The 22,511-nt window shown below is 31.5% G+C and carries 22 protein-coding genes and 1 pseudogene; 1 reads left to right on the top strand and 22 read right to left on the bottom strand.

Features of this window, described 5'->3' with window-relative positions; translation table 11 throughout:
• Positions 1–270, top strand: a pseudogene (locus tag CD135_RS13280) (transposase); the annotation flags it as partial.
• A gap of 88 nt (positions 271–358) precedes the next feature.
• On the opposite strand, the gene CD135_RS12870 reads toward CD135_RS13280, so the two are convergent.
• The 22 genes from CD135_RS12870 to CD135_RS12765 all read right to left on the bottom strand — a co-directional run bounded on the left by CD135_RS12870 (position 359) and on the right by CD135_RS12765 (position 22,506).
• The gene (locus CD135_RS12870) at positions 359–1,561 is read right to left on the bottom strand and encodes a DUF819 family protein (protein ID WP_103269602.1); all 1,203 of its coding nucleotides are present in this window, start codon (positions 1,559–1,561) and stop codon (positions 359–361) included.
• A gap of 569 nt (positions 1,562–2,130) precedes the next feature.
• Positions 2,131–3,468 carry a branched-chain amino acid transport system II carrier protein gene (gene brnQ, locus CD135_RS12865; RefSeq protein ID WP_016999786.1) on the bottom strand — a complete coding sequence of 446 codons (1,338 nt, stop codon included), beginning with the start codon at positions 3,466–3,468 and terminating at the stop codon, positions 2,131–2,133.
• A 114-nt stretch (positions 3,469–3,582) separates the two neighbouring features.
• Positions 3,583–5,469 (bottom strand): vWA domain-containing protein, encoded by a 1,887-nt coding sequence (locus CD135_RS12860; RefSeq protein ID WP_103269601.1) that lies wholly within the window; start codon positions 5,467–5,469, stop codon positions 3,583–3,585.
• Between the two features lie 10 nt (positions 5,470–5,479).
• Positions 5,480–6,277, bottom strand: coding sequence for an ATP-binding protein (locus CD135_RS12855; RefSeq protein ID WP_016999788.1), 798 nt, complete (start codon positions 6,275–6,277; stop codon positions 5,480–5,482).
• Between the two features lie 207 nt (positions 6,278–6,484).
• The gene (locus CD135_RS12850) at positions 6,485–6,688 is read right to left on the bottom strand and encodes a DUF6501 family protein (protein ID WP_016999789.1); all 204 of its coding nucleotides are present in this window, start codon (positions 6,686–6,688) and stop codon (positions 6,485–6,487) included.
• A 14-nt stretch (positions 6,689–6,702) separates the two neighbouring features.
• Complete coding sequence (locus CD135_RS12845; RefSeq protein ID WP_016999790.1) at positions 6,703–7,518, bottom strand: VOC family protein; 816 nt, start codon at positions 7,516–7,518, stop codon at positions 6,703–6,705.
• Positions 7,519–7,826: 308 nt separating this feature from the next.
• Entirely contained in the window at positions 7,827–9,116 is a 1,290-nt protein-coding gene (odhB, locus tag CD135_RS12840; protein ID WP_064205152.1) for a 2-oxoglutarate dehydrogenase complex dihydrolipoyllysine-residue succinyltransferase, read from the bottom strand.
• 13 nt (positions 9,117–9,129) lie between these two features.
• Positions 9,130–11,916 (bottom strand): 2-oxoglutarate dehydrogenase E1 component, encoded by a 2,787-nt coding sequence (locus tag CD135_RS12835; protein ID WP_103269600.1) that lies wholly within the window; start codon positions 11,914–11,916, stop codon positions 9,130–9,132.
• 105 nt (positions 11,917–12,021) lie between these two features.
• A complete protein-coding gene (locus CD135_RS12830; protein ID WP_017000183.1) occupies positions 12,022–13,398 on the bottom strand; it encodes a HAMP domain-containing sensor histidine kinase in 1,377 nt (458 codons plus the stop codon).
• Positions 13,395–14,069: a response regulator transcription factor gene (locus tag CD135_RS12825; RefSeq protein WP_017000182.1), complete on the bottom strand. Its 675-nt coding sequence runs from the start codon at positions 14,067–14,069 to the stop codon at positions 13,395–13,397. Before CD135_RS12825 ends, CD135_RS12830 begins: the two co-directional genes overlap by 4 nt.
• Before the next feature lie 350 nt (positions 14,070–14,419).
• Entirely contained in the window at positions 14,420–15,046 is a 627-nt protein-coding gene (locus CD135_RS12820) for a phosphatase PAP2 family protein (RefSeq protein WP_017000181.1), read from the bottom strand.
• 15 nt (positions 15,047–15,061) lie between these two features.
• Positions 15,062–16,129 carry an undecaprenyldiphospho-muramoylpentapeptide beta-N-acetylglucosaminyltransferase gene (locus tag CD135_RS12815; RefSeq protein WP_103269599.1) on the bottom strand — a complete coding sequence of 356 codons (1,068 nt, stop codon included), beginning with the start codon at positions 16,127–16,129 and terminating at the stop codon, positions 15,062–15,064.
• A gap of 13 nt (positions 16,130–16,142) precedes the next feature.
• Positions 16,143–16,646: a GNAT family N-acetyltransferase gene (locus CD135_RS12810; protein ID WP_103269598.1), complete on the bottom strand. Its 504-nt coding sequence runs from the start codon at positions 16,644–16,646 to the stop codon at positions 16,143–16,145.
• A 14-nt stretch (positions 16,647–16,660) separates the two neighbouring features.
• Positions 16,661–18,088: a S41 family peptidase gene (locus CD135_RS12805; RefSeq protein WP_103269597.1), complete on the bottom strand. Its 1,428-nt coding sequence runs from the start codon at positions 18,086–18,088 to the stop codon at positions 16,661–16,663.
• 95 nt (positions 18,089–18,183) lie between these two features.
• Entirely contained in the window at positions 18,184–18,405 is a 222-nt protein-coding gene (locus CD135_RS12800; protein WP_017000177.1) for a YozE family protein, read from the bottom strand.
• Positions 18,406–18,909, bottom strand: coding sequence for a PTS sugar transporter subunit IIA (locus tag CD135_RS12795; RefSeq protein WP_017000176.1), 504 nt, complete (start codon positions 18,907–18,909; stop codon positions 18,406–18,408).
• Positions 18,910–18,926: 17 nt separating this feature from the next.
• Positions 18,927–19,352: a peptide-methionine (R)-S-oxide reductase MsrB gene (gene msrB, locus CD135_RS12790; protein WP_017000175.1), complete on the bottom strand. Its 426-nt coding sequence runs from the start codon at positions 19,350–19,352 to the stop codon at positions 18,927–18,929.
• 1 nt (position 19,353) lies between these two features.
• The gene (gene msrA / locus CD135_RS12785; protein ID WP_103269596.1) at positions 19,354–19,872 is read right to left on the bottom strand and encodes a peptide-methionine (S)-S-oxide reductase MsrA; all 519 of its coding nucleotides are present in this window, start codon (positions 19,870–19,872) and stop codon (positions 19,354–19,356) included.
• Positions 19,873–19,893: 21 nt separating this feature from the next.
• Positions 19,894–20,460 (bottom strand): DUF2140 family protein, encoded by a 567-nt coding sequence (locus tag CD135_RS12780; protein WP_064205158.1) that lies wholly within the window; start codon positions 20,458–20,460, stop codon positions 19,894–19,896.
• Positions 20,450–21,292, bottom strand: coding sequence for a DegV family protein (locus CD135_RS12775; protein WP_064205159.1), 843 nt, complete (start codon positions 21,290–21,292; stop codon positions 20,450–20,452). Before CD135_RS12775 ends, CD135_RS12780 begins: the two co-directional genes overlap by 11 nt.
• Positions 21,285–22,028: a lysophospholipid acyltransferase family protein gene (locus CD135_RS12770; RefSeq protein WP_103269595.1), complete on the bottom strand. Its 744-nt coding sequence runs from the start codon at positions 22,026–22,028 to the stop codon at positions 21,285–21,287. The genes CD135_RS12775 and CD135_RS12770 overlap by 8 nt, the downstream gene beginning before the upstream one ends.
• Position 22,029: 1 nt before the next feature.
• Entirely contained in the window at positions 22,030–22,506 is a 477-nt protein-coding gene (locus tag CD135_RS12765; RefSeq protein WP_017000170.1) for a dihydrofolate reductase, read from the bottom strand.
• Positions 22,507–22,511 lie beyond the last annotated feature (5 nt).

The following is a 22,511-nucleotide window of genomic DNA, read 5'->3' as shown; positions in this document are numbered from 1 at the left end:
CATAGCGATAGAGGGTTTCAATATACTTCTAGAAGTTTCAAAGCAAAATTAAAAGAGCATAAAATGATTCAAAGTATGTCACGTGTAGGCTGTTGTATTGATAATGGACCTATGGAATCAGTATAGGGAATGATGAAAAGTGAAATTTATAAAGGAAATAAGAACTTTTCTTTTATAAATTATGAACAGGCAGTAATAGAATTAGCTAAATATATCCATTTTTATAATACTAATCGAATTACATTAAAAATGGCCAAATCCATAGCTTAGCTATGAATTTGACCAAAAAGACATTTTTATTATTTAGTTGTCTACTTGACAGGGTTAACTTCATAATAAAAGGAGATAGTGCTTTTTTCTACATAAATTGGCTAAGTACATAGAACATTAAAGTGCCAACATAATTACCAATTACATAACCTAATGTACCTATAATTAGTATAGGACCTACGAGGCTTTGCCACCCTTTTGATATAGCTAGTGCAGCGGCAGTTGTCGGACCACCAGCATTAGCATTACTTGCTAACAACATTTCTTCAATATTAAATTTGAATAACTTACCGAATGATAAAGTAACAGCTAAATTAAATATTAATATAATAGCTACAAAAATAAATAGTAAAGGCGCAGTTTTAATAATAATCGGTATTGATGCTGGTACACCTATTACAACAAAGAAAATATAAATTAAAAATGTCCCAAGTTCATCAGATGCATTTAACTTTTCAAAGAAATTGCTAAATACTGCAACTACTATTAAAGATAAAGTCGTCAATAATAAGAATTGATCCCCTATAATGCCAACTACAATTTCTAAAAAAGGATTTGATTTCGGAACGGCCGACTGTATACACTCTGATAGTTTAAAGCTAACTGCTACTAGTGAAAAAGCAATAGCAATTGAATATGCAATATCCTTTAAACTAATTTCATTTCTTTTCCAATATGCTTCTGCATTGTTTTCATTAGATTCAGCATCACTATTATACAACCTTCTAAAATACTTTTTCACAAATTTTAAATTTGGAATTGTAATCAAGACAATAAAATAAAATGCCATAACACTGTTATCAGCAACAACTGTTGCCGATACAAGTTCCCCAGGTGTTTCGAACTTGGTGCTTAATGCAGCAAAGTTTACACCACCACCTATATAGCTTCCAGTCATCATAGCAGCAATTTTATTAAGCTGTGGTATAAATTGATGCAATAGTAAAAAGCTGACAGCAACCCCTACTACTGTCCCTACAGAACTAATTAAAAATATAAATAATAACCTTCTACTTTCGTTCCATATTTTAAAAATATTAGATCTGAATAATAATAATGGTATAGCAAGTGGAATAACGTAATCCCAAACTTGGTCATACACTGGAGATTCAATCGGAATAATGTTTAAATTAGATAAAATCATAGCACCAATTAACGCGATTATAGCGCCAGTAATTTTAGAAGCAAAATCATATTTTTGTTCTAAAAAGATACTTAAAGCAGCTATACTTACTAAAATAGCCCATAAAATCCATGTTTCATCTTTATTAATAAAAGCAAAGACCATCATATTCCCCACCCCTTTAATTATATGTATACTTATTATGACATAAATAAAAGAGAGTGAGACTGCGAAATCTCTTTTTCTAAAAAGTTTTCGCAGTTCTGCTATGCTGGAAAACGTAACTAGTATTTAAAAAAGGATTATTATAGCGCTAACGTGCTTGTCTGTGAAGTCTTGCCCGTTAGAAAATGTAACGAGCATGTTTAAAATTTCTAGCACGTTAGCTGTTGATTTCGTACAAAATTTAAGTGGAATTAATATAAATCAAAGATTTTTATAGCGCTAACGTGCTTGTCTATGAAGTCTTGCCCGTTAGAAAATGCAACGAACTTGTTTAAAATTTCTAGCACGTTAGCCGTTGATTTCGTATAAAATTTAAGTGGAACTAATATAAATCAAAACTTTTTATAGCGCTAACGTGCTTGTTTTTGAAGTCTTGCCCGCTAGAAAATGTAACGAGCTTGTCTATGAAGTCTAGCACGTTAGCTGTTAAGCCTCACATATAAATTAAAGTATTACATAAGCTCATCTAATATAAAAAATCCGAGACAAGTTTATGTCTCGGATTTTTTTCTTTAACTATATTCAATTGGAGCTTGATTTTTAACTTTACCTATAATGAATCCAATGATATAACCTACTATTGCAAAAGGAATCCATTCCATCTGATATTGAGCTAGAGGCAATTCTTGCATAAATGCGATATTGATAACCCCATTACTATTAAATACAGAAATGAATGAAATAATTGTTACTAAAGCAACAGCCAATTGTTGTGCAATTGGTGGTGTCTTAACGTATTTACCTAATAGTATTAATAATACAGATGTAATAGCTATTGGATATAATACTAACAATACTGGTAATGAACCTTGGATAACTGTAGTTAAACCTTGGTTTGAAATAATGAAACTGACTAAAGTGAAAATAGTAACAAACCATTTGTATGAAATTTTTGGTAAAATTTCATGGAAGAATTCACTAACAGATACAATCAATCCTGTAGCTGTTGTTAAACAAGCTAATGCTACAATAATACCAATTAAATACTTACCGAATTCACCAAATGATACTTGAGCGGCAGTTGTTAATAGATACGTACCAATATTTTGACCATTATCATTTAATTCTTTCAATGTTGCATCTGAAATGTTCATATGATTTCCGATCCAACCTAAAGAAATATAGATAAATCCTAGCGCAATTGCAGCAATTACACCTGCCAAAATAGTTTGTTTAAATAATCCCGTTTCTCTTGTAACACCTTTACTCTTAATTGCTGTAATAACAATCATAGAGAATGCAATAGCAGCGATCGCGTCCATCGTTAAGTAGCCTTCAACGAACCCTTTACCAAAACTAGTAGCACCACTACTGTAAACTTCCATTTCTCCAGGAACGACAGGTTCTCCACCTATGCTGAAGAAAGCTTTAATGATTAGTAAAACAATTGAAATAAGTAGTACTGGTGTTAAAACAGCACCTACTTTATCTACCATTTTACTTGAGTTGAAACTTAAGTAAAATACGATAGCAAAGTAAACTAATGAGAAAATAAATAATGCCATTGAACTATTTGTGTCGAAAATTGGCGTGATACCCATTTCAAAAGATGTTGCTGCTGTACGCGGTATAGCGAACAACGGCCCAATAGTTAACGAAATAGCAACAAGTAATACGACAGCAAATACTGGATGAATTTTACCTAAAGAAGCTCTATATCCTTTATCTTCAATAGAACCGGCAATAACACCGATAAGTGGTAAGCCAATCCCTGTAATTACAAATCCAAAAATAGCTGGCCAGAAAAATTGACCGCTCGATAAACCTAGCGCAGGAGGAAAGATTAAATTACCTGCTCCAAAAAATATCGCAAATAACATAAAGCCTACTACAAAAATATTCTTATTCATATGTTAAACTCCTTTTACAACTTACAATAATTTATATTTTATCATTGGAATTAGGTTTCGTCCATATGAAATTTCTGAAAATTATAAATATATTTTAACTTATTACAACGTTTATTAAATAGACTGCAATAGTAATTTTTTTAGTAGTGGTGATAATTGAGCAGGTAAATTCTCAACACCTTCTACAAATAAGCTTTGTCTACCATAAATATTATGAACTGTATTTCTTATACTCTCATCAATAGTGTCTTGATTTAAAAATACATTAAATACGTAAACGCCTTGCTTATCTGCTTCTATAACAGCTTCGTGAGTATCAATAATACCATCCTCTGCATAATCAAATGCAGAAGGTTCACCGTCAGAAAATACAATTAAAAACTTCTGTTCTTCTGATCTTTGTAGTAATTGTTGTGTTGCAACCCGTAAAGCTACCCCATCTCTATTATCATCTTGAGGTTCAAGTGTCATAATTCTTGCATCATTTTGTTTCATTGTAGATTCGTTATATAAAATGATTTCATCAATTGTGTTCGGTTGGTTAAATTTATCTGCTTCGAAAGCATCTTCACTAAAGCCAAGTATTTCATGTTTAATATCTAGATTTTTTAATGTTTCATGGAATAGTACTACACCTTTTTTAGTTTCTTCCATTTTGTCATGCATACTAGCTGAAGCATCAACTAAAAGTGTAAATGTAGCATCTAATTTTCTACTAAATGCATCTTTTTTGAAGAATAATTTGTATTGGTCATCTATAAACCAATTAAGTAAATTCTTTTGTAATCTACCTTTAGTTAAATTTTCTCTAACGTCACTATATTGATGATTCATTGATTTTTGGATAATACTTGTTAAATCTTTAATTTCAAATTGAACACTTTCAACTGCTCTTTTATATGCTTCAACATCTTCAGGAGAAATTTCTGGTTTGTTAAATGTTAATGAAACATTCTTGTTTACACCTTTTAATTGGTAAGGATTATTATTGCCTTGAGACCCACCTTCTTCGTCATCAATCGTATCGTTAGATCCTTTACCTTTTTTCTCCATCATATTAGTCATATCATCTGAAGCATCGCCTTCTCGCTCATTATCTGTCAGCACATCGCTATTTTCACCTTCATGAAGCTCCATTGCTAAATAATGATCGCTATCAGATTGACTATCGGCTGTTTTAGTTTCAGCATCTTCAGTTACGATGTCCTCTTCGTCATGCTCAGTTTCGCTACTATCGTCCGTTTGTGCAGCATCTTGACGCTTAATATCCTCAAGTGTCCATTCTTCCTCGTAAGACGCGTATATGCGCTCAGGAAGATGATAGTATTGGTTCAGCATATCTTCTTTTAATAAATAATCAACGAGCACCATTATGCTTACTGCTAAGTCGTAACTGTCTTCTGAAGTTTTTAAATTGAAAATTTGCGTTAAGCGATTGAAAACTTGAACGAGGGCATCATCAAATTCTTCAGTAATACTAATGTTATTAATGAAGTTTTCGTTTAAGATAGCATGTTCAATCGTTAGAAATAGCAAATCAGTATATGTTGTTTTCGTTTGATAAACTTGTATTTGGCTATTGTTTTGTCTTTTCTTAACGTTTAAGCGTTTATTAAACAGCTTTTTAGTAACTGGTCTAGTGTCCATGATGATACTAGATAATCTATATTCTTCAATTAGCATAAATAATTGCTTGAAAAAATCCATATGGTCAAACGTTTCATCTAATACTTCTTGGTAAATAGAGGGGTCTGTATGTTTGAAGCCAATCGTATCTAACATAATATCAGATTTTAATCCTGCATTTGTGATATCTTCTGGTCGATGTAACCAGTTGAAACTCACATTGCATATATTATGAATGGGATCATAATGTTGGAATTTTTGGAATGCAACTTTTACATTTGGATCTTCAAGTAATAATTTTGCTAAGTCAGTTAACATCATGATTTGTTGTGCATCGATTTGTTCATCATTGAATAATATAAAACGATCACTCATGTTATTCTCCTTACTCGAAAATTAATTCTATTGCATTTTGTATTGCTTGTTGTTCTCTTTCGTCATCAATTTTATCTATAATAGCGCGTTTAATCGCTCTTCTAACTGGTATAACGGTAGCTAAGTCTGCAAGGTCTAACAACGCTCTTATACTCGCTGATTCTTCTGAGATTTGTCCTTGGCTAGACATGACTCTCAAATCTTTATTGAATTGGATAATTGAATCGATAAGTTCTTCATCGTTTAATTGACTTTGTTCTTTGATGATAGTCTTAAGTGTTTCTCCATCAATGTAGTCTATATCTAATACGACGAATCTATTTTTTAAAGCTTCGTTCATTGGTAATGTTCCAATATAACCTACGTTAATTGCAGCAATAACAGAAAAACCTTCTTTAGCTACGATAACTTCTCCTGTAAATGGATTAGTTAATGCTCTTCTGAAGTCTAATACTCCGTTTAAAATTGGTAACGTCTCAGGCTTCGCCATATTGATTTCATCAATGTATAATAATTCGCCATTCTTCATTGCTTTAATAACTGGTCCATCAATAAATACAATTTCTTGGTGACCTTGTTCATTTGTTTCGATTGTTTTAAAACCAAGTAAACTTTCAGCATCTAAGTCTACAGAACAGTTTACAGAATGCATCGGTTTATTAATGTCTTGTGCGATTGTTTCAGCTAATTTCGTTTTACCAGAACCTGTTGGCCCTTTTAGTAAAATATTTTTATTTAATTTAATCATTGATAAAGCATCTTCATATATTGTTTCATCATTGTTAATGTATTTGTTTAATTTGCTCATTGTGTACTCCTTTATATACTAATAATAAACTTAAAAAGGGAGTGGAACAGGAATCATCTCATTTTTGAAAGGATTTCATTGTACCACCCCAGCATGGAGGACTAGGATAGAAGCGTGATTTCAATCCTAGTCAACTATTGCTAATATAGTCAATGAGGTTGAGACAATTAAATTGTCCCAACCTCTGGTTTGTTTTTAATTCAATCTTTATAGTTCTTTAAAATAAGTTTTGAAATATCCACCAACATGCCCAGAATTATCTATAATTTGATAATATTCTTCTGTTTCATTCACGACATCATAAACTTTTCCTACTGTTAACATATCGGATACTTTAAATTTTTCAGCATCAGTATGAACGACTTCTACCTTTTTTATAACGTGATTTTCTTTCCAAGTTTCATGTAACATAAATAAACGCTCCTTTAATTCACTGTGTCTAATGTAATTGTATAAATCATGCCTGTTATATCGCGAATAAATAATGAAATCATACCTTCTTCATGTTGTATGATTTGGTGTTGCATATCAATATCTTTAACATGTTCAACTATTTTATCGAAATGTTCGACATTATCAATTGTGATTGCAACTCTATCGACAGGTGGATGTGAAGATTTAAGTGGATGTGGATAATCTATTAAATGTAATTCTCCTCCATTACCACCTGGACCAATTTTGAAGACGATAGCAGATTCATCATCTATTGTCTTGTATTCAGCATATAATTGCAACTCAAAAATACTTTTTAATAATGAACCTGTTATTTGAGTTTCTGGCGATTTAACCATGATTGGACCGATTCCTTGTATTTGATGAAGAGGACTTATAGGACCATCATCATAAGCAGTACCAAGAGGCACTCCAGCGTTCTTTTCATCTGAAATTAAATAAAATGAATGACCATTATTATCGTAAAACCTAAACATATGTTTACCATTTAGTTGTTGAACCGATTCATATTCTACTTTGTGGTCATCAAATTGTTGTTTATATTCATATAACGCAAAGTCTGTAGGAACACGTAAAGCAACACCATAAAAATGCGTGTCCGGCTCTTGATCCTCACCTTTATATTGTTTATAAATAATTCTAGTACCGGGAGCTAAATGTGCATCACCGATATGTAAGATATTCGTTTCTTTGTTTAATAGAGTATTTAAACCTAATATATTTTTATAAAATGATTCAGTCTCTAAAAGATTGTGGGTCCATAATGTCACACTTCTTAATCCATTCATGAATATCTCTCCTATAATTGAATTCCTATAAATTATACCAAATTAATTATAAATATGACAAATTAATCAGTTTAACAGTTAGAATTAAATTTTGATGAGAGGGTGAGTTGGTCGAATGTTGCAAGACGAGGTGCACGTGCAACATAAAGCCCTCGAATGTTGCAAGACGAGACGCACGTGCAACATAAAGCCTTCGAATGTTGCAAGAGAAGGTCCACGTGCAACATTCCACTTCCCACACTTCAACTAACACAAATAAAAAACCACAACGGCTTTGATAGCCGTTGTGGTCACTATATTACAGTAAATTAAGATTCTAATAATAAATCTTCTGGATTTTCAATTAGGTCTTTGATTGTTTTTAGGAAACCTACTGCTTGTTTACCATCGATGATTCTGTGGTCATAACTTAAAGCAATATACATCATTGGTCTGTTTTCCATACGTTCTTTATCAATTGCAATTGGTCTTGTAACAATTGAGTGCATACCTAAAATAGCAGCTTGTGTTCCGTTAATAATCGGTGTTGACATTAATGAACCGAATACACCGCCATTAGTGATTGTGAATGATCCGCCCATCATGTCATCTAATCCTAATTTTTTGTTATTAGCTTTAACTGCTAAGTCATGAATATCTTGTTCGATTTCTGCGAAGTTTTTCTTATCACAGTCTCTAACGTTAGGTACAACTAGACCTTCTTCTGTAGATACAGCAATACCGATATCGTAGTATTGTTTTAATAGTAAATCAGTACCGTCAATTTCAGCGTTCACATCTGGATATTTTTTCAATGCTGCTACTGATGCTTTAGTGAAGAATGACATAAAGCCTAATCTTGTACCGTTATGATCTTCTTGGAATTTATCTTTTTTACGTTTACGTAATTCCATAACGTTAGTCATGTCTACTTCGTTAAACGTTGTTAACATTGCTGTATTATTTGATACTTCTAATAATTTCTTAGCAATTGTTTGACGTCTACGAGATAATTTTTCACGTACAACCGGTTTAGATGGGTTTTCATTTTTCTGTGCTGCTGGTTGACTTTGTTTTTCTTGTTGAGCTGGTTTAGAAGGTTGAGAGGCTTTTTCTACATCTTCTGGTCTAACAACATCTCCAGCTTGTGTTTTCACTTTGTTTAAATCAATGCCTTTTTCACGTGCAAGTTTACGAGCTGATGGCGTTGCTTGTACACGGTCGTTTGAACTAGCTTCTTCTTTGCTAGTATCTTCAGTTTGTTTAGTATCTTCAGATTTAGCAGCGCTTTCTTTAGGTGCTTCTGTTTGTTTTTCTTTATCTTTAGAATCTTTAGACTCGCTGTCATCACTTTCTTTTTGTTCACTTGAAGTTGAACCTGATTCACCTTCAGAAACAATCGCGATTACTGATCCAACTTCAACAGTGTCGCCTTCTTCTGCTTTAATTTCAGAAAGTACACCTGATACTTCAGAAATAACTTCAACGTTTACTTTATCTGTTTCAAGTTCAACAATATTTTCACCTTGTTCTACTTGATCTCCAACAGATTTCAACCATTCTGAAATCGTTCCTTCTGAAATTGACTCTGCTAACTCTGGTACTTTTACCTCTGACATTATTTATTTCCCCCTAATTATGTTTTAAAGCTTCTTCGATAACTTTACTTTGTATAAGTTTATAAATTTCTGCATCACCTTCTGCAGTTGCAGAACGAACTTTACGTCCGTGATATTCTAGGTTAACATTTCTATCTTTTAGAATACTTTGCAATTGTAAGCTCACAAAACTCCAAGCACCTTGGTTTTTAGCTTCTTCTTGTGCCCAGCCTACAGTTTCTAAGTTTCTAAATTCTGAAAGAACATTTTTTATCTCTTCTTTAGGGAATGGATAAAGTTGTTCTAATGCAATTAAACAAAGCTCATCGTTAGGATTTTTTTCTAATTCAGCTTTTAAATCAATGAACATTTTTCCTGAAGCGATAATCACTTTTTTAATTTTAGTTTTTTTGTACGGTTCAACTAAAATAGGTTCGAATTGACCTGTAGTAAATTCATCAATTGGTCTAGAAACAGTTTTGTTTCTTAGTAAACTTTTTGGTGACATTAATACTAACGGTCTCATCTTATCAGTGTTTAAATATTTAGCGTGTCTTCTTAACAAATGATAATAGTTTGAAGAACTAGTTAAATTAGCAATTGTCATATTATTTTCACCAGCTAATTGTAAGAAGCGCTCTAATCTCGCTGAAGAGTGTTCTGGACCTTGTCCTTCGTTACTATGTGGTAAGAATAACGCTAAACCACTTTTCTCTCCCCATTTAGCATTACTGTTAGCCATGAAGTTATCAAAAATCATTTGTGCCATATTCGCAAAGTCACCGTATTGTGCTTCCCAAATATTAAATGATTCTGGATTATCTACGTTATAACCATATTCGAACCCAACAACAGCTGCTTCTGATAATGGAGAATTATATATATCAAATGATGCTTTACCATTTGGGACATGATGTAAAGGAACAAATAGTTTTCCATCTTTTTCATCATGTAAAACAGCATGTCTTTGAGCGAATGTTCCGCGTTCAGAGTCTTGTCCTGTTAAACGAATTGGCGTACCATTTTGTAAAATCGTTGCAAATGCTAATTGTTCTGCATGAGCCCAATCCACAAGACCATCTTTTTCGAAAGGTTCACGTCTTCTATCTAAGACTTTATTAAGCTTTTTAAATACTGTAAAGTCTTCAGGATAGTCAAACATAGCATCATTTATAGCTTTCAAATCATCATAGCTCGCATTTGTTATTTCATAATCTTGCCCTTGGCTAATCTTATCAGGCATTGTCATTTCTGGATTATCCATTTCAGCATCTTTATCAATTTTATCGTGAGCTGTTCTTAGTCTTTTAGTAACGTCATCAAAGATTTCATTCATTTCTTCTTTAGTAATTAAACCTTGATCTACTAATTCTTGCCCATATTTTAATTCGATTGAAGGATGTTCTTTAATAGCTTTGTACATCATTGGATTCGTGATTGAAGGTTCATCCATCTCGTTATGCCCATAACGTCTATAACCAACTAAATCTATGACAAAATCTTTATTAAATCTTTCTCTAAAGTCCATAGCCATTTCAATAGCTTTAACAGTTGCTTCTACGTCATCAGCGTTAACATGGATAATTGGTAAGTCATAACCTTTTGCAACATCAGTAGAATAAGTAGTTGAACGTCCATCTTCAGCTTCTGTTGTAAAACCAATTCTGTTGTTTGTAATAATGTGTAATGAACCACCTGTTGTATATCCATCTAAATTGCTTAAGTTCATGGCTTCAAAGTTAATACCTTGTCCAGGGAACGCAGCATCCCCATGAATTAATACAGCTAGTGATTTATTTAAATCTTGGCTTGGTCTACCGGGATCAGCTGTTGTATCTTGGTTAGAACGCGTCTTACCTAATACGACAGGAGAAACGATTTCTAAGTGACTTGGGTTGTTTGCTAAAGTTATAGTTTGTTCTATTCCATATTTGCTTGTCGTTTTTGTTCCACCAAGATGATATTTTACATCTCCAGTCCAACCTGCTGTGATTTCTAATGATCCATCTTTAGGTAAAAAGATTAAAGGATTTTTATGCATAAATTCTGAAATCATCATTTCATAAGGTTTTTCTAGTACATGTGTTAAAACGTTTAATCTACCTCTATGTGCCATCCCAATTTGAATGTTTGGAATTTTAGCAGCATTTGTACGCTTTAAGATACGTTGTAACATAGGTACTAAAGTATCAACGCCCTCAATTGAGAAACGCTTTGCACCTACAAAGTTTTTATGAATATATTTTTCAAAGCCTTCAACTTCTGCTAAGCTTTTAAGTAATTCAATTTTTTCATCTTTAGATATTTCAATAGTGTTTGTTGATTCTATATATCTCTTAAGCCATACACGTTCTTCATTATTATTAATGTGTGTATACTCAAAAGCTATAGGACCTTGGTAACATGAAGTCATATATTCTATTGCTTCATATGCATTATCAAATTCACCATCAAAATGGTCAGATACTATACCAGCTGGTAATTTTTCTAATGTTTCTTTAGATAGCCCAAAGTCTTGATGTGTTGGCTTAGGTACATTTTTTCTTTCTGGACGGTATACTGGATAGATATCAGCAGTTAAATGTCCATATTGTCTGATATTGTCTATTAAACGCATAACACGTTTAACACTTGAATTGTCCACCCCTGTACCTATTTTTTGGCCAGTGCCTGTATTATTACTCGTTATTTCATCGAATAACACTTGCAAGTCTTCTGGGACTGACTCCGGATCATTAACGTAATTATCATACATTTCTAACATTAACCCTAAGTTAGTTCCAAATCTTACAGGTGCTTCGACATGATTATCATTCTTCATGTTCCACCCTCCAAGAAAATTATAAACCGTTTACATTCCCATTTTAGCACTTAACCGATTTATATTAAAGGCTAATTTACCATTTATGGCAGTTTATTTCCTATTTTACTTATTGATGAAAGTATCCTTGAAAATTACTGATATTTTAGTATATTCATCGACTACACTATCAACTTTCACAATACCGTCATACGAGTTGACTAATTTCTTAGCAATAGATAATCCTAAGCCATTTCCACCTTCTTTTCTTGAACGTGATTTATCGACTCTATAGAAGCGATCAAAAATAAATTCTAGGTCTTTTTTAGGTATACCCATTCCGTGGTCAATTATATCAATTGTGATGGTTCTATTTTTTAAATTTGTTTGTATTTCGATATTTTTATTCTTTTTGTCATATTTCATGGCATTATCCATAAAAATAAGTAACATTTGTTCAAAATGGAATCGATTAATATTCATTCTGATCGCGTCATAATTAGATTTAAAAGCAAAAGAATAGTCAGGGTGTAATTTACGTAATGATTTGATTCGTGATTGTATTTCATAATTAATATCCACGATATCATTATCATCACTTGCGCTTGTTCTTGAATCCTTAGATAGTAATAATAATTCTTCCACTAATTTCGTAATTCTTTCCATTTCTTCAATGGAAATATCCAATGATTCTTCTAATACTTCTGGGTTGTTTTTTCCCCATCTTTGAATTAAGTTCAAATGCCCTTGAATAATCTGTAATGGTGTTCTTAATTCATGTGAAGCATCTTCCACAAATTGTTTTTGTTGATCAAATGAAACTTCTAGCTGTTCCATCATGTTATTGAATGTTTGGATCATATCGTCTGTTTCTTCATAATTAGTTGGTACTTCTAATTTTTCTTGGAACCCATCTCGACGAATTTGTTTCATCTTATCTGAAAGTATCGTAATTGGTTTCGTAATTTGTGATGAGAAAATATAACTTATTATTGCGATAAGGAATAAAGCAGTTAATCCAAATATACTGGCTAAAATAATCATGAATTTAATAATGGCGTCATAGCTATCTAAAGGATGAACGATTGCTTCATAGCCATTAAAGTAGCTTGTATTAATTGGACTATAAACGACTAAATAAGATTTGTTATCGACATGCATTTCATATATTTCTACTGATTTAACACGTTTAAATTCAGGAGTATATTTCAATTTGTCATTATGTGTTTCTTCAAACATTGGCTTACCAAATTTATCAAAAAGTATCATTTTTTGATTGTCTGTTATCGTCGCGTTTATATCAGTTGAAGTAATTTGTCCTAATGTCTTAGATTGAAGCAAATTAACGGTATCTTGCGCGCTTCTCGTTGCAGTTCCAGTTTCTTGGTCTTTTAAATATAAGCTAATAAAATAAATGATAAACATACTAAACAATGCGAAAATGATAAATGTAATCGTGGTTGTAAGCATCATCCATTTTGTCTTTAAAGATTGTTGTTTCATGAACGTATCACGTACCCCACTCCTCTAACCGTTTCGATGATGTTTTCCTTTTTGAACGGTTTCAATTTATTTCTTAAATAACGTATGTAAACATCTACTACATTTGTTTCCACTTCTGACTCGTAGCCCCAAACATGATTTAAAATTTGTTCTCTCTGTAATACATAATTTTGATTTTCAGCGAGCAATAATAATAATTCATACTCTGTTTTAGTTAAATCAACTGATTCTCCACCTATATAAACAGAAAAAGCATTTTTATCGATTTTAATATCATTAATTTCAATAGTACTAGTGTCAGATTCTAATGTTACATTTCTACGTATAATAACTCGGATTCTAGCTAACAATTCTTCAATATCAAAAGGTTTAACTATGTAGTCATCAGCACCATAATCTAAACCGATGACTTTATCATAAGTGTCACCTTTAGCAGTAATCATAATGATAGGCGTATTTTTTTCTCGACGTATACGTCTACATACTTCTAGACCGTTCATTTTAGGCAACATTAAGTCCAATAGTATACAATCATAATCGTCAGTTAAAGCTTGATTTAGCCCGCTCTCACCGTCATAACATATCTCTACTTCATAATCTTCATGTTTTAATTCTAATTCTATAAACCTTGCTAAATTTTGTTCATCTTCAATGATGAGTATCTTTTTCATGATGACACCTCAAATTTTTTAATTTTTTTCACTTTATAATTGACAATCGTTCTCAGTTAGTTATAATAGTAATTGGAAATGATTATCAATGAAAGAGTTCCCCCTCTAGTAAAAGATAACATTTTCAAGTTTCACATGCTCATTATATATGAGCAAAACTATTTTATCATTTAAAATAGTAAAAAATTAAAAAAACTAATTGACATTCATTCTCAATTAGTTATAATAGTAATTGAAAATGATTCTCAATCAAATAAAAGAGTTCCCCCTCTAAGTATGGATTGAACATTTTCTATAACCCCCTTTTATGCCCATAAAAGTAAAACGTCCTAGTGATTCTGTCCAAATCACTAGGATGTTTTTTTAATATCTAATTTATTTTTAAGCATTAATTGAGCTAAAAGAATACAAACAATACCTCCAATAATACCTGCGATAATATCAGTTGGATAATGGACTCCTAAATAAACTCTAGAAGTAGATATCATTAATATAAAAATGACACATATTCCTGTTAAATAAGGTTTCATTGAACGTTTTGAAGCTCTAAAAACAATGTACATAATCGAGCCGAAAAATGCTGTTGAACCCATTGCATGTCCACTCGGAAAACTAAATCCTGAAATATCAATTAATCTCAGTAATGTTGGACGTTCTCTATCGAAAACATTTTTCAATAGTGGATTTAAAGTACCTGATAGAATCATTGTTAATGCAAAAAATAATGTTTCGATATTTAACCTTTTTAATTTAAGATAACAAATAATTAACAGTGATAAAGCAATCATTGCCCATACTTCTCCAACTTTAGTGAAACCAAGCATAATAGAAGTTGTAATAAAACTTTCTGTAGAATATATAAAGTTATAAACTTCGTTGTCTATCCACTTTCCTAAACGTGATTCATGAAAGAAAGCTATAACCCCGAAAATCAGGCTAAATATTAGTATTAATAACGTTCGATTAGCTTGGCTCATATAATACCTCCAATATTATTGAATATCAGATTCAATTTTGTTGAATAATGATTCTTTTGTATAACTTTCTTTAAATTTAGACATATTTTCAATCAACGTTTCACGTTCATTTTCAAGTTGATCTAAATTTCTAACTAATGTATTTTGATTCACTTCTTTTTCTTGTATAACTTTAGCATAACCATTTTTTTCGAAAATTTTAGCATTATCAATTTGGTCACCACGAGATTGGTCTAATCCTAAAGGAATTAGCAACATAGGTATTTTTAAAGTTGCAAACTCATAAATAGCATTTGCTCCTGCTCGACTGATTACTGTGTCAGAAATAGCGTAAAAATGCATAAGTTCTGATGAGACAAATTCGTATTGAACATAGTGATCATTTTGAATGCTTTCATCTTTATGACCTTTACCTGTTAAATGTATAATTTGATATTTTTTAGTTAAGTAATCTAAATTTTCACGAACAGCTTCGTTTAATATTTTAGAGCCTAAACTACCACCCATAACCAATAGAACAGGTAATTTATCATTAAATCCTGTTATTTTGTATCCTTTTTCTTTCTTACCATCTCTTAAGTCTTCTCTAATAATTGCTCCAATGAAATCTGATTTTTCTTTAGGAACATATTTTAATGTTTCTTCAAATGTTGTATACATTTTATTAGCAAACTTCATTGATATTTTATTAGCTAAACCTGGTGTTACGTCAGATTCATGAATAATAGTTGGTATTTTTAATGATTTAGCAGCGATGATTACCGGCACGCTTACGAAACCACCTTTAGAGAATACTAGATCTGGTTTTTCTTTTTTTAATGCTTTGCGAGCATCTAATACACCTTTTAATACTTTGAATACATCTTTTAAGTTTTCAAATGACAAATATCTTCGCAATTTACCACTAGATATCGAAATATATTTAGTGTTTTTTGCTGAATCAGTTATCATATCTTTTTCAATACCATTCTTTGAACCGATATAAACAGTTTCGATGCCACGTTGTTCAGCTTCTGGAATGAGTGCTAAGTTAACAGCGACGTGTCCAATTGTTCCGCCACCTGTAAATGCTATTTTTTTCATTTTAAATCTCCTTCTAATCTATCAATTTATAATACGCATAAAATGGTGCATTTTTATCAAATGGAAATTCGTTCGATTCATGTTCTCCAATAAATTTAAAATCAAATCTACTGAATAAATTTTGAGCACGTTTGTTTTTTGAGAATGTATCAGTCAATATAACTTTTACATTATTTTCGTTAGCTACGTCAATAGCAAATTGCATCATTTTATCGGCTATACCTTTAAACTCTGGGTTAGTAGCCATTCTGTGAATGACTACAGCATTATCAATTGGTACAGGCCAGTTAAATTGCTTATACCAATCTGCTTGTGATTGGTTGATACAAACATAACCTACCACTTCATTATTTAACTCATACAAATATAAATGACCATTTTCTATATCGGTATAGAAATCTTTTTCTAAAGGATATGCTTCATCCCATTGTGGATTATCATCTGACTTCATGATGGATTTTGCCATATTTGTTAGTTCATTAATGATTTCCATATCTGAATGTGTTGCTTTTCTCATTGTTGATCCCTCACTTATTGATGAATGTATTTAATCGTATCATCTAGTTGAATGTCTTCTTTTTGAATTTTATTGCGCATTAAGTCAATAAATTTTTCTGTTGTTTTATCTGTAAATATACCATCATCGTTAAGATTATGATCTTGTTGGAAATTTTTAACTGCGCTTTCTAATTCACTATCATAGTTTTCATTTTCATTGCTTACATTATACCCTAACGCATCTAGCCCAATCTTAATTGATTTCACTTCTTTTGCTTTATCACCGTTTTGGAATGATTTTTTAGGACTTATAATTTCAATTTCTTCATATTTAGGTGCCTTGATCTCCTTATTAGGTTTAATTCCTTTTTTATGAATATAAGATTTATTTGGCGTCAACCATCTCATATTTGTATATTTTAATATAGATGAATCATCAAATGATTGATGACTTTGTCCAATGCCTTTACCGAACGTTGTCGTTCCAACTACATCAGCAATTTTATAATCTTGTAATGCCCCGGCGAATATTTCAGAAGCACTAGCTGAACCTTTATTTACTAATACTGAATAATTCATATCATCGATACCTGACATTTTATCTTTTTCAGTTTTTACTGCTTCAGGTTTGTCTCCTTTTGTCTCTAGATAAATGACTGGTTTGCCTTTATCAACGAAAAGGTTAACACTCGTGATTACTTCATCTAAAAGACCACCAGGATTGTTTCTTAAATCTAATACGACATGTTTAACATTGTCTTTTTTAGCTTTTTTAATAGCTGATTTAAGTTCTTCTGTTGTCTTTTCCTGGAATTTAGAAATAGAAATGATACCAGTATCATCTTTTTTCTTATAATCTACACTCGTAACATGTATTTTATCTCGTTTAATTTCTACATCAAAAGGTTCTTTACCTTCTCTTTTGATTGTGAGTGTAACTGTTGTGCCTTTTTCACCTCTTACTTGGTTAACAATTTCATTCAACGATTTATTCTTAATAGATTTGTTATTAACTTTAGTGATAACATCTAAAGACTTAATACCAGCTTTTTCAGCAGGAGAATCTTTCATAGGGCTTGTAATGCGTGCATAATTATTATGAGATTCCATCTCAGCACCTATACCTACAAAGTCTCCAGAAATTTCTTGATTATAACTTTCAGTATCTTCAGCAGATATGTATTCACTGTACGGATCATTTAAAGATTTGACCATTCCATCAATTGCACCTTTAGTCAATTTATCCTCATCAACATCCTTATAATAATCACCTTCAATTTGTTCATATACTTTTTCAATTTTATTAATGTTCTTTTGTTTATCGTTGCCATAATTTAAGCCGAATTTATATGAAGCAAATGTAACAACAGATGTTAAAAATACTGTTATAAATAAAAGTATGAGTAATTTATACAGTGGCATTGTTATTTGCTTATCATTTTTGTCATTTGATAATTTCATGATCTCACAACTTTCTTGTCAAATATAATTTATTTTAACAGTTTATCCAATCAAATAAAAACACTTTGGTGCTCAAAACACCAAAGTGTAAACTTTTAGAACTTTAACCATTCTTCATACGATTCGTATAAATCATCAAATACGCTCATTGGTTGAGTAAACATTACTTCTGTTTCTAAATAGTCTGAGAGTGTATGATAATCATTTGAAAACTTCGGAAAAGATAAATCTTGAAAAATTAAGTCTGCTAATTTTCCCATTTCGCTGTTTTCATTACGTTTTGTTAGTGCGTATTGATAAAATGAATACTGTTTCATTTATTTCATTTTCACATCTATTGCTTTAGTTTCGCCTTTTTGAAGACTAGTTAAAGATTCGATATTAATTTCTTCAGCATCATCAGTATTAGTAATAATAACTGGGCTGATAGTAGATTTTACTTTTGAATCGATCGTATCGATATCAAATTTTAATAATTCTTGTCCCTTTGTAACTTTATCACCAGTATTTACAAGTGCCTCAAATCCTTCTCCACCTAGTTGAACTGTTTCTAATCCAACGTGAACTAAAACTTCAAGTCCATTTGCTGCTTTAACACCTACAGCGTGATTTGAAGGTTTGAATACATTAACAACTTCACCGTCAAAAGGAGCTACTACAATACCTTCTGCAGGTTTGATACCAAACCCTTCACCCATCATTTTTTGAGCGAATACTGGATCAGGTATATCTTCTATTGCTACATACTCACCTGAAATTGGTGCAAATACTTCTACATTTACGTCTTTTGTCTTGTTACCGCCAAATAATTTTTTAAACATGTTAATCGTCTCCCCTGTTATTTAAAATGATGTACTAAATCTCCGTATCCTAATTCTTCTAACTTTTCATACGGGATAAATTGAACTGCTGCAGAATTGATGCAATATCTTAATCCACCAGCTTCTTTAGGTCCATCGTTGAACACGTGACCTAAATGACTGTTAGAATCTTCTGAGCGTACTTCAGTTCTAACCATGCCATGTGTTTTATCCACTAGCTCAATAACTTCTTCGTCATTTAACGCTTTAGAAAAGCTAGGCCAACCGCAATCTGATTCAAATTTTTCTTCAGATGTAAACAATGGTTTTCCGGATAACTTATCTACATATATACCTTTATCAAAATGATTCCAATATTCATTTTGAAAAGGTGGTTCAGTACCATCTTGTTGTGTTACAAGGTATTCCATTTCATTTAATTCGTCTTTTGATTTTTTTAACACTTTAATTCCCCCAATGTTTTTCTATAAAAGCTTTACGACCAGAACCTTGTTGATAACCTTGATAATGAGCCGGGTTCTTCAAATAATAATCTTGATGATGTTCTTCGGCTGGATAGAAATTCTTATAAGGTTTCACTGGTGTAATTACGGGTTTATCAAAAATTTGTCTCTCATTTAGTTCGTCTATTTTATTTAAAGCTACTTTCTTTTGATTTTCATCATGATAGAAAATTACAGGTTCATAACTCTCTCCTCTATCGAAGAATTGCCCTTTATTATCAGTAGGATCAAAAGTTTTGAAATATATATCAAGAATAGCTTCGAAATCAGTTATATTCTCATCATATTCAATTTGAACAGTTTCAACATGTCCAGTTTGATTTGTACATACCTCTTCATAAGTAGGATTTTCAACATGACCACCGCTATAACCAGAAGTCACTTCTTTAATGCCAGGGTATTCGTTGAATGGTTTAACTAAACACCAAAAACATCCACCCGCTAAAGTTGCATATGCCATTGTTGCGCCTCCCTTGTTGATTTACTTTAACTTAATATCAAAATACCATTTTTTTGCCGAAATATCTAACGTTTGAATTTGGATTGCATCAACATTATCGATATCTATCTTATCTAAAGATAAATATATAGTTTCTTCTTTTGGATCGATATTTATATATTCTGGTAAATCACTATACTTTTTAATTTGAGATAATACAAAAGGATTTGAAATATTTAATTTACCAATATCTATTGATTGTATTTTAAATTTAATAGTATCTTTATTTACTTTTGTAGGTATTGTATCTAACTTAATGTTAATATCCCTATTTAAAACTTGAGTCGTCGTATTAAAAATTAAGTCATTCTCCGTTATTTCTGTTTCGATGTCATAATCTTTTAAAGTGGCATTCATAAGAGATTGTAATTCTGCATTATTAAAAGAAACAGTGAAATCTTTGGACGTCTGTTCATTTGATTCATTTACAGGTTTAGATGAATCAGTTATTGAAGTGAACACATAAATAATCGCTATAAGTATTAGAACAATAAGAATAGTAAAAGCATAAAACCAAAAGCGATTATTCATCCAATTTTTATTTTCCATAATAAAACACGCCTATAGCACCTTCACCTGTATGTGTGGAAACAACTGGTGTCGTAATTGCTGTATCAAAGTTATGAATATCTTTTTTTTCTTTAATTGAATTCATTAATTTATTCACCAAATCTTCTGCATTTGCATCAGCTATACCGACTTTGATGATTTCTTTAGTTTCTAAGAATACATCTAACTCTTTAAGTAAAAATTTAACGACAGCGTTTTGAGTGCGAGCATTATGAATCATTTCTATCTTTCCGTTAATGAGTTCGCCAATAGGTTTAATGTTCATCAATGAACCTAATAAAGCTTTAGCTTTACCTATTCTTCCACCTTTAACTAAATTATCTATATTACCGATAACAACAAATAAACGCATGTTAGATTTCATATTTTCATGTTCTTTAACAATTTCTTCTGATGAATAGCCTTCGCTAATTAATTTAACAATCTCTTCTACTTGAAATCCATATGCTAAAGAAATGAATTTACTATCGATAACAGTAACTTTTGTTTCTGTCATTTGGCTAGCTTGTTGAGCTGCACTAAAAGTACCAGATAATTCAGATGTCATATGAATGCTGATGACTTCTGAACCGTCTTCTCCTAATTTATCGTAAGTTTCAACTAACTTACCTATTGCTGGTTGGCTCGTTTTAGGTAAGTTTTCAGCTTCTCTCATTTTCAATAAGAACTCTTCAGAACTGATTTCTGTTTGGTCTTCGTAAGTAACACCGTCAATTACTATATTTAAAGGTACAACACTAATATCGTGTTCTTCTAAATAATCTTTTGGCAAATCCGTAGTTGAATCAATAACTAATTTAATTTTATTCATTGCTTTTCTCCTTTAACGATTGAACAGAAAGGCTAATTTGATCTTGAACAAAGTGACTAACTTCCTGCATCGTTTTATCTTCAAATATTGATGGGTCAATAGGGTCTAGTATATGTACATAGACATCACCAGGCACCATTTTTCTTGATTGATATTTCTCCATTATTTGAGATGTACCGTATATTGCTACTGGCACAATTTTAACTTGAGCAGATTTAGCTAATTTCAATGAACCAGCCTTGAACTCTTGCATCTCTTGGCCTTTACTTCTACTACCTTGAGGAAAAATCAATAAAGAATGTTTTTCTTTTAATTTTTTAATACCATCTTTAATCATTTGTAAACTTGCTCGTCGATTAGAACGATCTAAGTAAATACAATTTAATTCTTCCATCCATGGTTTTAAAAAAGGGATTTTTTCAACTTCTTTTTTTGAAATAAAACCAAAAGGTTGTGGTAATTGATTAATCAAAACTGGGATATCAAAATTACCTTCATGATTCGATACATAAAGCACTGGGTCATCTAGAGGTTCTGTACGACCAGATAAATGTACCTTTACGCCTGCAGATTTTAATATTTTTTGAGACCATCTCTGTGCGTATAGAAATGTCATTTCATCTTGGCTTCTAATATCGTCTATTTGGTTTTTCTTTTCTTTAAGTTTAGGTAATTGAGTTGATACAAGTGCAGCATAACCGATAATACAACCAACTGTTCTAGCCATTCTTAACATATTATTTTATCCTTTCCAAGTGCATAAAAGTATGTGGAAGTATGTTTTTTTCATCTAATTCTCCTGCTTCAGATGAAATTACATTCCATTCATTAAAGGTATAAGGTGGAAAGAATGCATCTCCTTGAAATTTATCTTCTATTACAGTTACATACATATCGTCCACACGTGACATCATTTGTTCATATAAACCTTGCCCACCAAATATAAATATATGGCCTTCTAATTGGTCTATTTCATCGATTGAATGAATCACGTCTACGCCTTCGTGATAAAAAGATTCATTAGAAGTTAAAACAACATTTCTTCTATTCGGTAATGGTTTACCAATTGATTCGAATGTTTTTCTACCCATCACAATTGTATTACCCGATGTTAAATTTTTCACTCTTTTTAAATCGTTTGGTAAATGCCAAGGCATTTTATTGTCTAATCCTATTACTCTATTTTGATCATGACATACAATAATTGATTTCATTTAAA

It is taken from the genome of Mammaliicoccus lentus (assembly GCF_002902755.1).
In the GTDB taxonomy this organism is placed as follows: domain Bacteria; phylum Bacillota; class Bacilli; order Staphylococcales; family Staphylococcaceae; genus Mammaliicoccus; species Mammaliicoccus lentus.
This window is presented reverse-complemented; position numbering and strand designations above follow the sequence as displayed.

What these genes read in the sequence shown, in the direction of transcription:
- CD135_RS12845 (WP_016999790.1), bottom strand. Translation starts at nt 7,518, where the DNA reads ATGAATGGATTAAGAAGTGTGACATTATGGACCCACAATCTTTTAGAG.
- brnQ (WP_016999786.1), bottom strand. Translation starts at nt 3,468, where the DNA reads ATGAATAAGAATATTTTTGTAGTAGGCTTTATGTTATTTGCGATATTT.
- odhB (WP_064205152.1), bottom strand. Translation starts at nt 9,116, where the DNA reads ATGTCAGAGGTAAAAGTACCAGAGTTAGCAGAGTCAATTTCAGAAGGA.
- CD135_RS12815 (WP_103269599.1), bottom strand. Translation starts at nt 16,129, where the DNA reads ATGAAAAAAATAGCATTTACAGGTGGCGGAACAATTGGACACGTCGCT.
- CD135_RS12860 (WP_103269601.1), bottom strand. Translation starts at nt 5,469, where the DNA reads ATGAGTGATCGTTTTATATTATTCAATGATGAACAAATCGATGCACAA.
- CD135_RS12830 (WP_017000183.1), bottom strand. Translation starts at nt 13,398, where the DNA reads ATGAAACAACAATCTTTAAAGACAAAATGGATGATGCTTACAACCACG.
- CD135_RS12855 (WP_016999788.1), bottom strand. Translation starts at nt 6,277, where the DNA reads ATGAGCAAATTAAACAAATACATTAACAATGATGAAACAATATATGAA.
- CD135_RS12805 (WP_103269597.1), bottom strand. Translation starts at nt 18,088, where the DNA reads ATGAAATTATCAAATGACAAAAATGATAAGCAAATAACAATGCCACTG.
- CD135_RS12765 (WP_017000170.1), bottom strand. Translation starts at nt 22,506, where the DNA reads ATGAAATCAATTATTGTATGTCATGATCAAAATAGAGTAATAGGATTA.
- CD135_RS12835 (WP_103269600.1), bottom strand. Translation starts at nt 11,916, where the DNA reads ATGAAGAATGATAATCATGTCGAAGCACCTGTAAGATTTGGAACTAAC.
- CD135_RS12820 (WP_017000181.1), bottom strand. Translation starts at nt 15,046, where the DNA reads ATGAGCCAAGCTAATCGAACGTTATTAATACTAATATTTAGCCTGATT.
- CD135_RS12795 (WP_017000176.1), bottom strand. Translation starts at nt 18,909, where the DNA reads ATGTTTAAAAAATTATTTGGCGGTAACAAGACAAAAGACGTAAATGTA.
- CD135_RS12870 (WP_103269602.1), bottom strand. Translation starts at nt 1,561, where the DNA reads ATGATGGTCTTTGCTTTTATTAATAAAGATGAAACATGGATTTTATGG.
- CD135_RS12850 (WP_016999789.1), bottom strand. Translation starts at nt 6,688, where the DNA reads ATGTTACATGAAACTTGGAAAGAAAATCACGTTATAAAAAAGGTAGAA.
- CD135_RS12780 (WP_064205158.1), bottom strand. Translation starts at nt 20,460, where the DNA reads ATGGAAAATAAAAATTGGATGAATAATCGCTTTTGGTTTTATGCTTTT.
- CD135_RS12775 (WP_064205159.1), bottom strand. Translation starts at nt 21,292, where the DNA reads ATGAATAAAATTAAATTAGTTATTGATTCAACTACGGATTTGCCAAAA.
- CD135_RS12810 (WP_103269598.1), bottom strand. Translation starts at nt 16,646, where the DNA reads ATGAGAAAAGCAACACATTCAGATATGGAAATCATTAATGAACTAACA.
- CD135_RS12800 (WP_017000177.1), bottom strand. Translation starts at nt 18,405, where the DNA reads ATGAAACAGTATTCATTTTATCAATACGCACTAACAAAACGTAATGAA.
- CD135_RS12825 (WP_017000182.1), bottom strand. Translation starts at nt 14,069, where the DNA reads ATGAAAAAGATACTCATCATTGAAGATGAACAAAATTTAGCAAGGTTT.
- CD135_RS12770 (WP_103269595.1), bottom strand. Translation starts at nt 22,028, where the DNA reads ATGTTAAGAATGGCTAGAACAGTTGGTTGTATTATCGGTTATGCTGCA.
- msrA (WP_103269596.1), bottom strand. Translation starts at nt 19,872, where the DNA reads ATGGCATATGCAACTTTAGCGGGTGGATGTTTTTGGTGTTTAGTTAAA.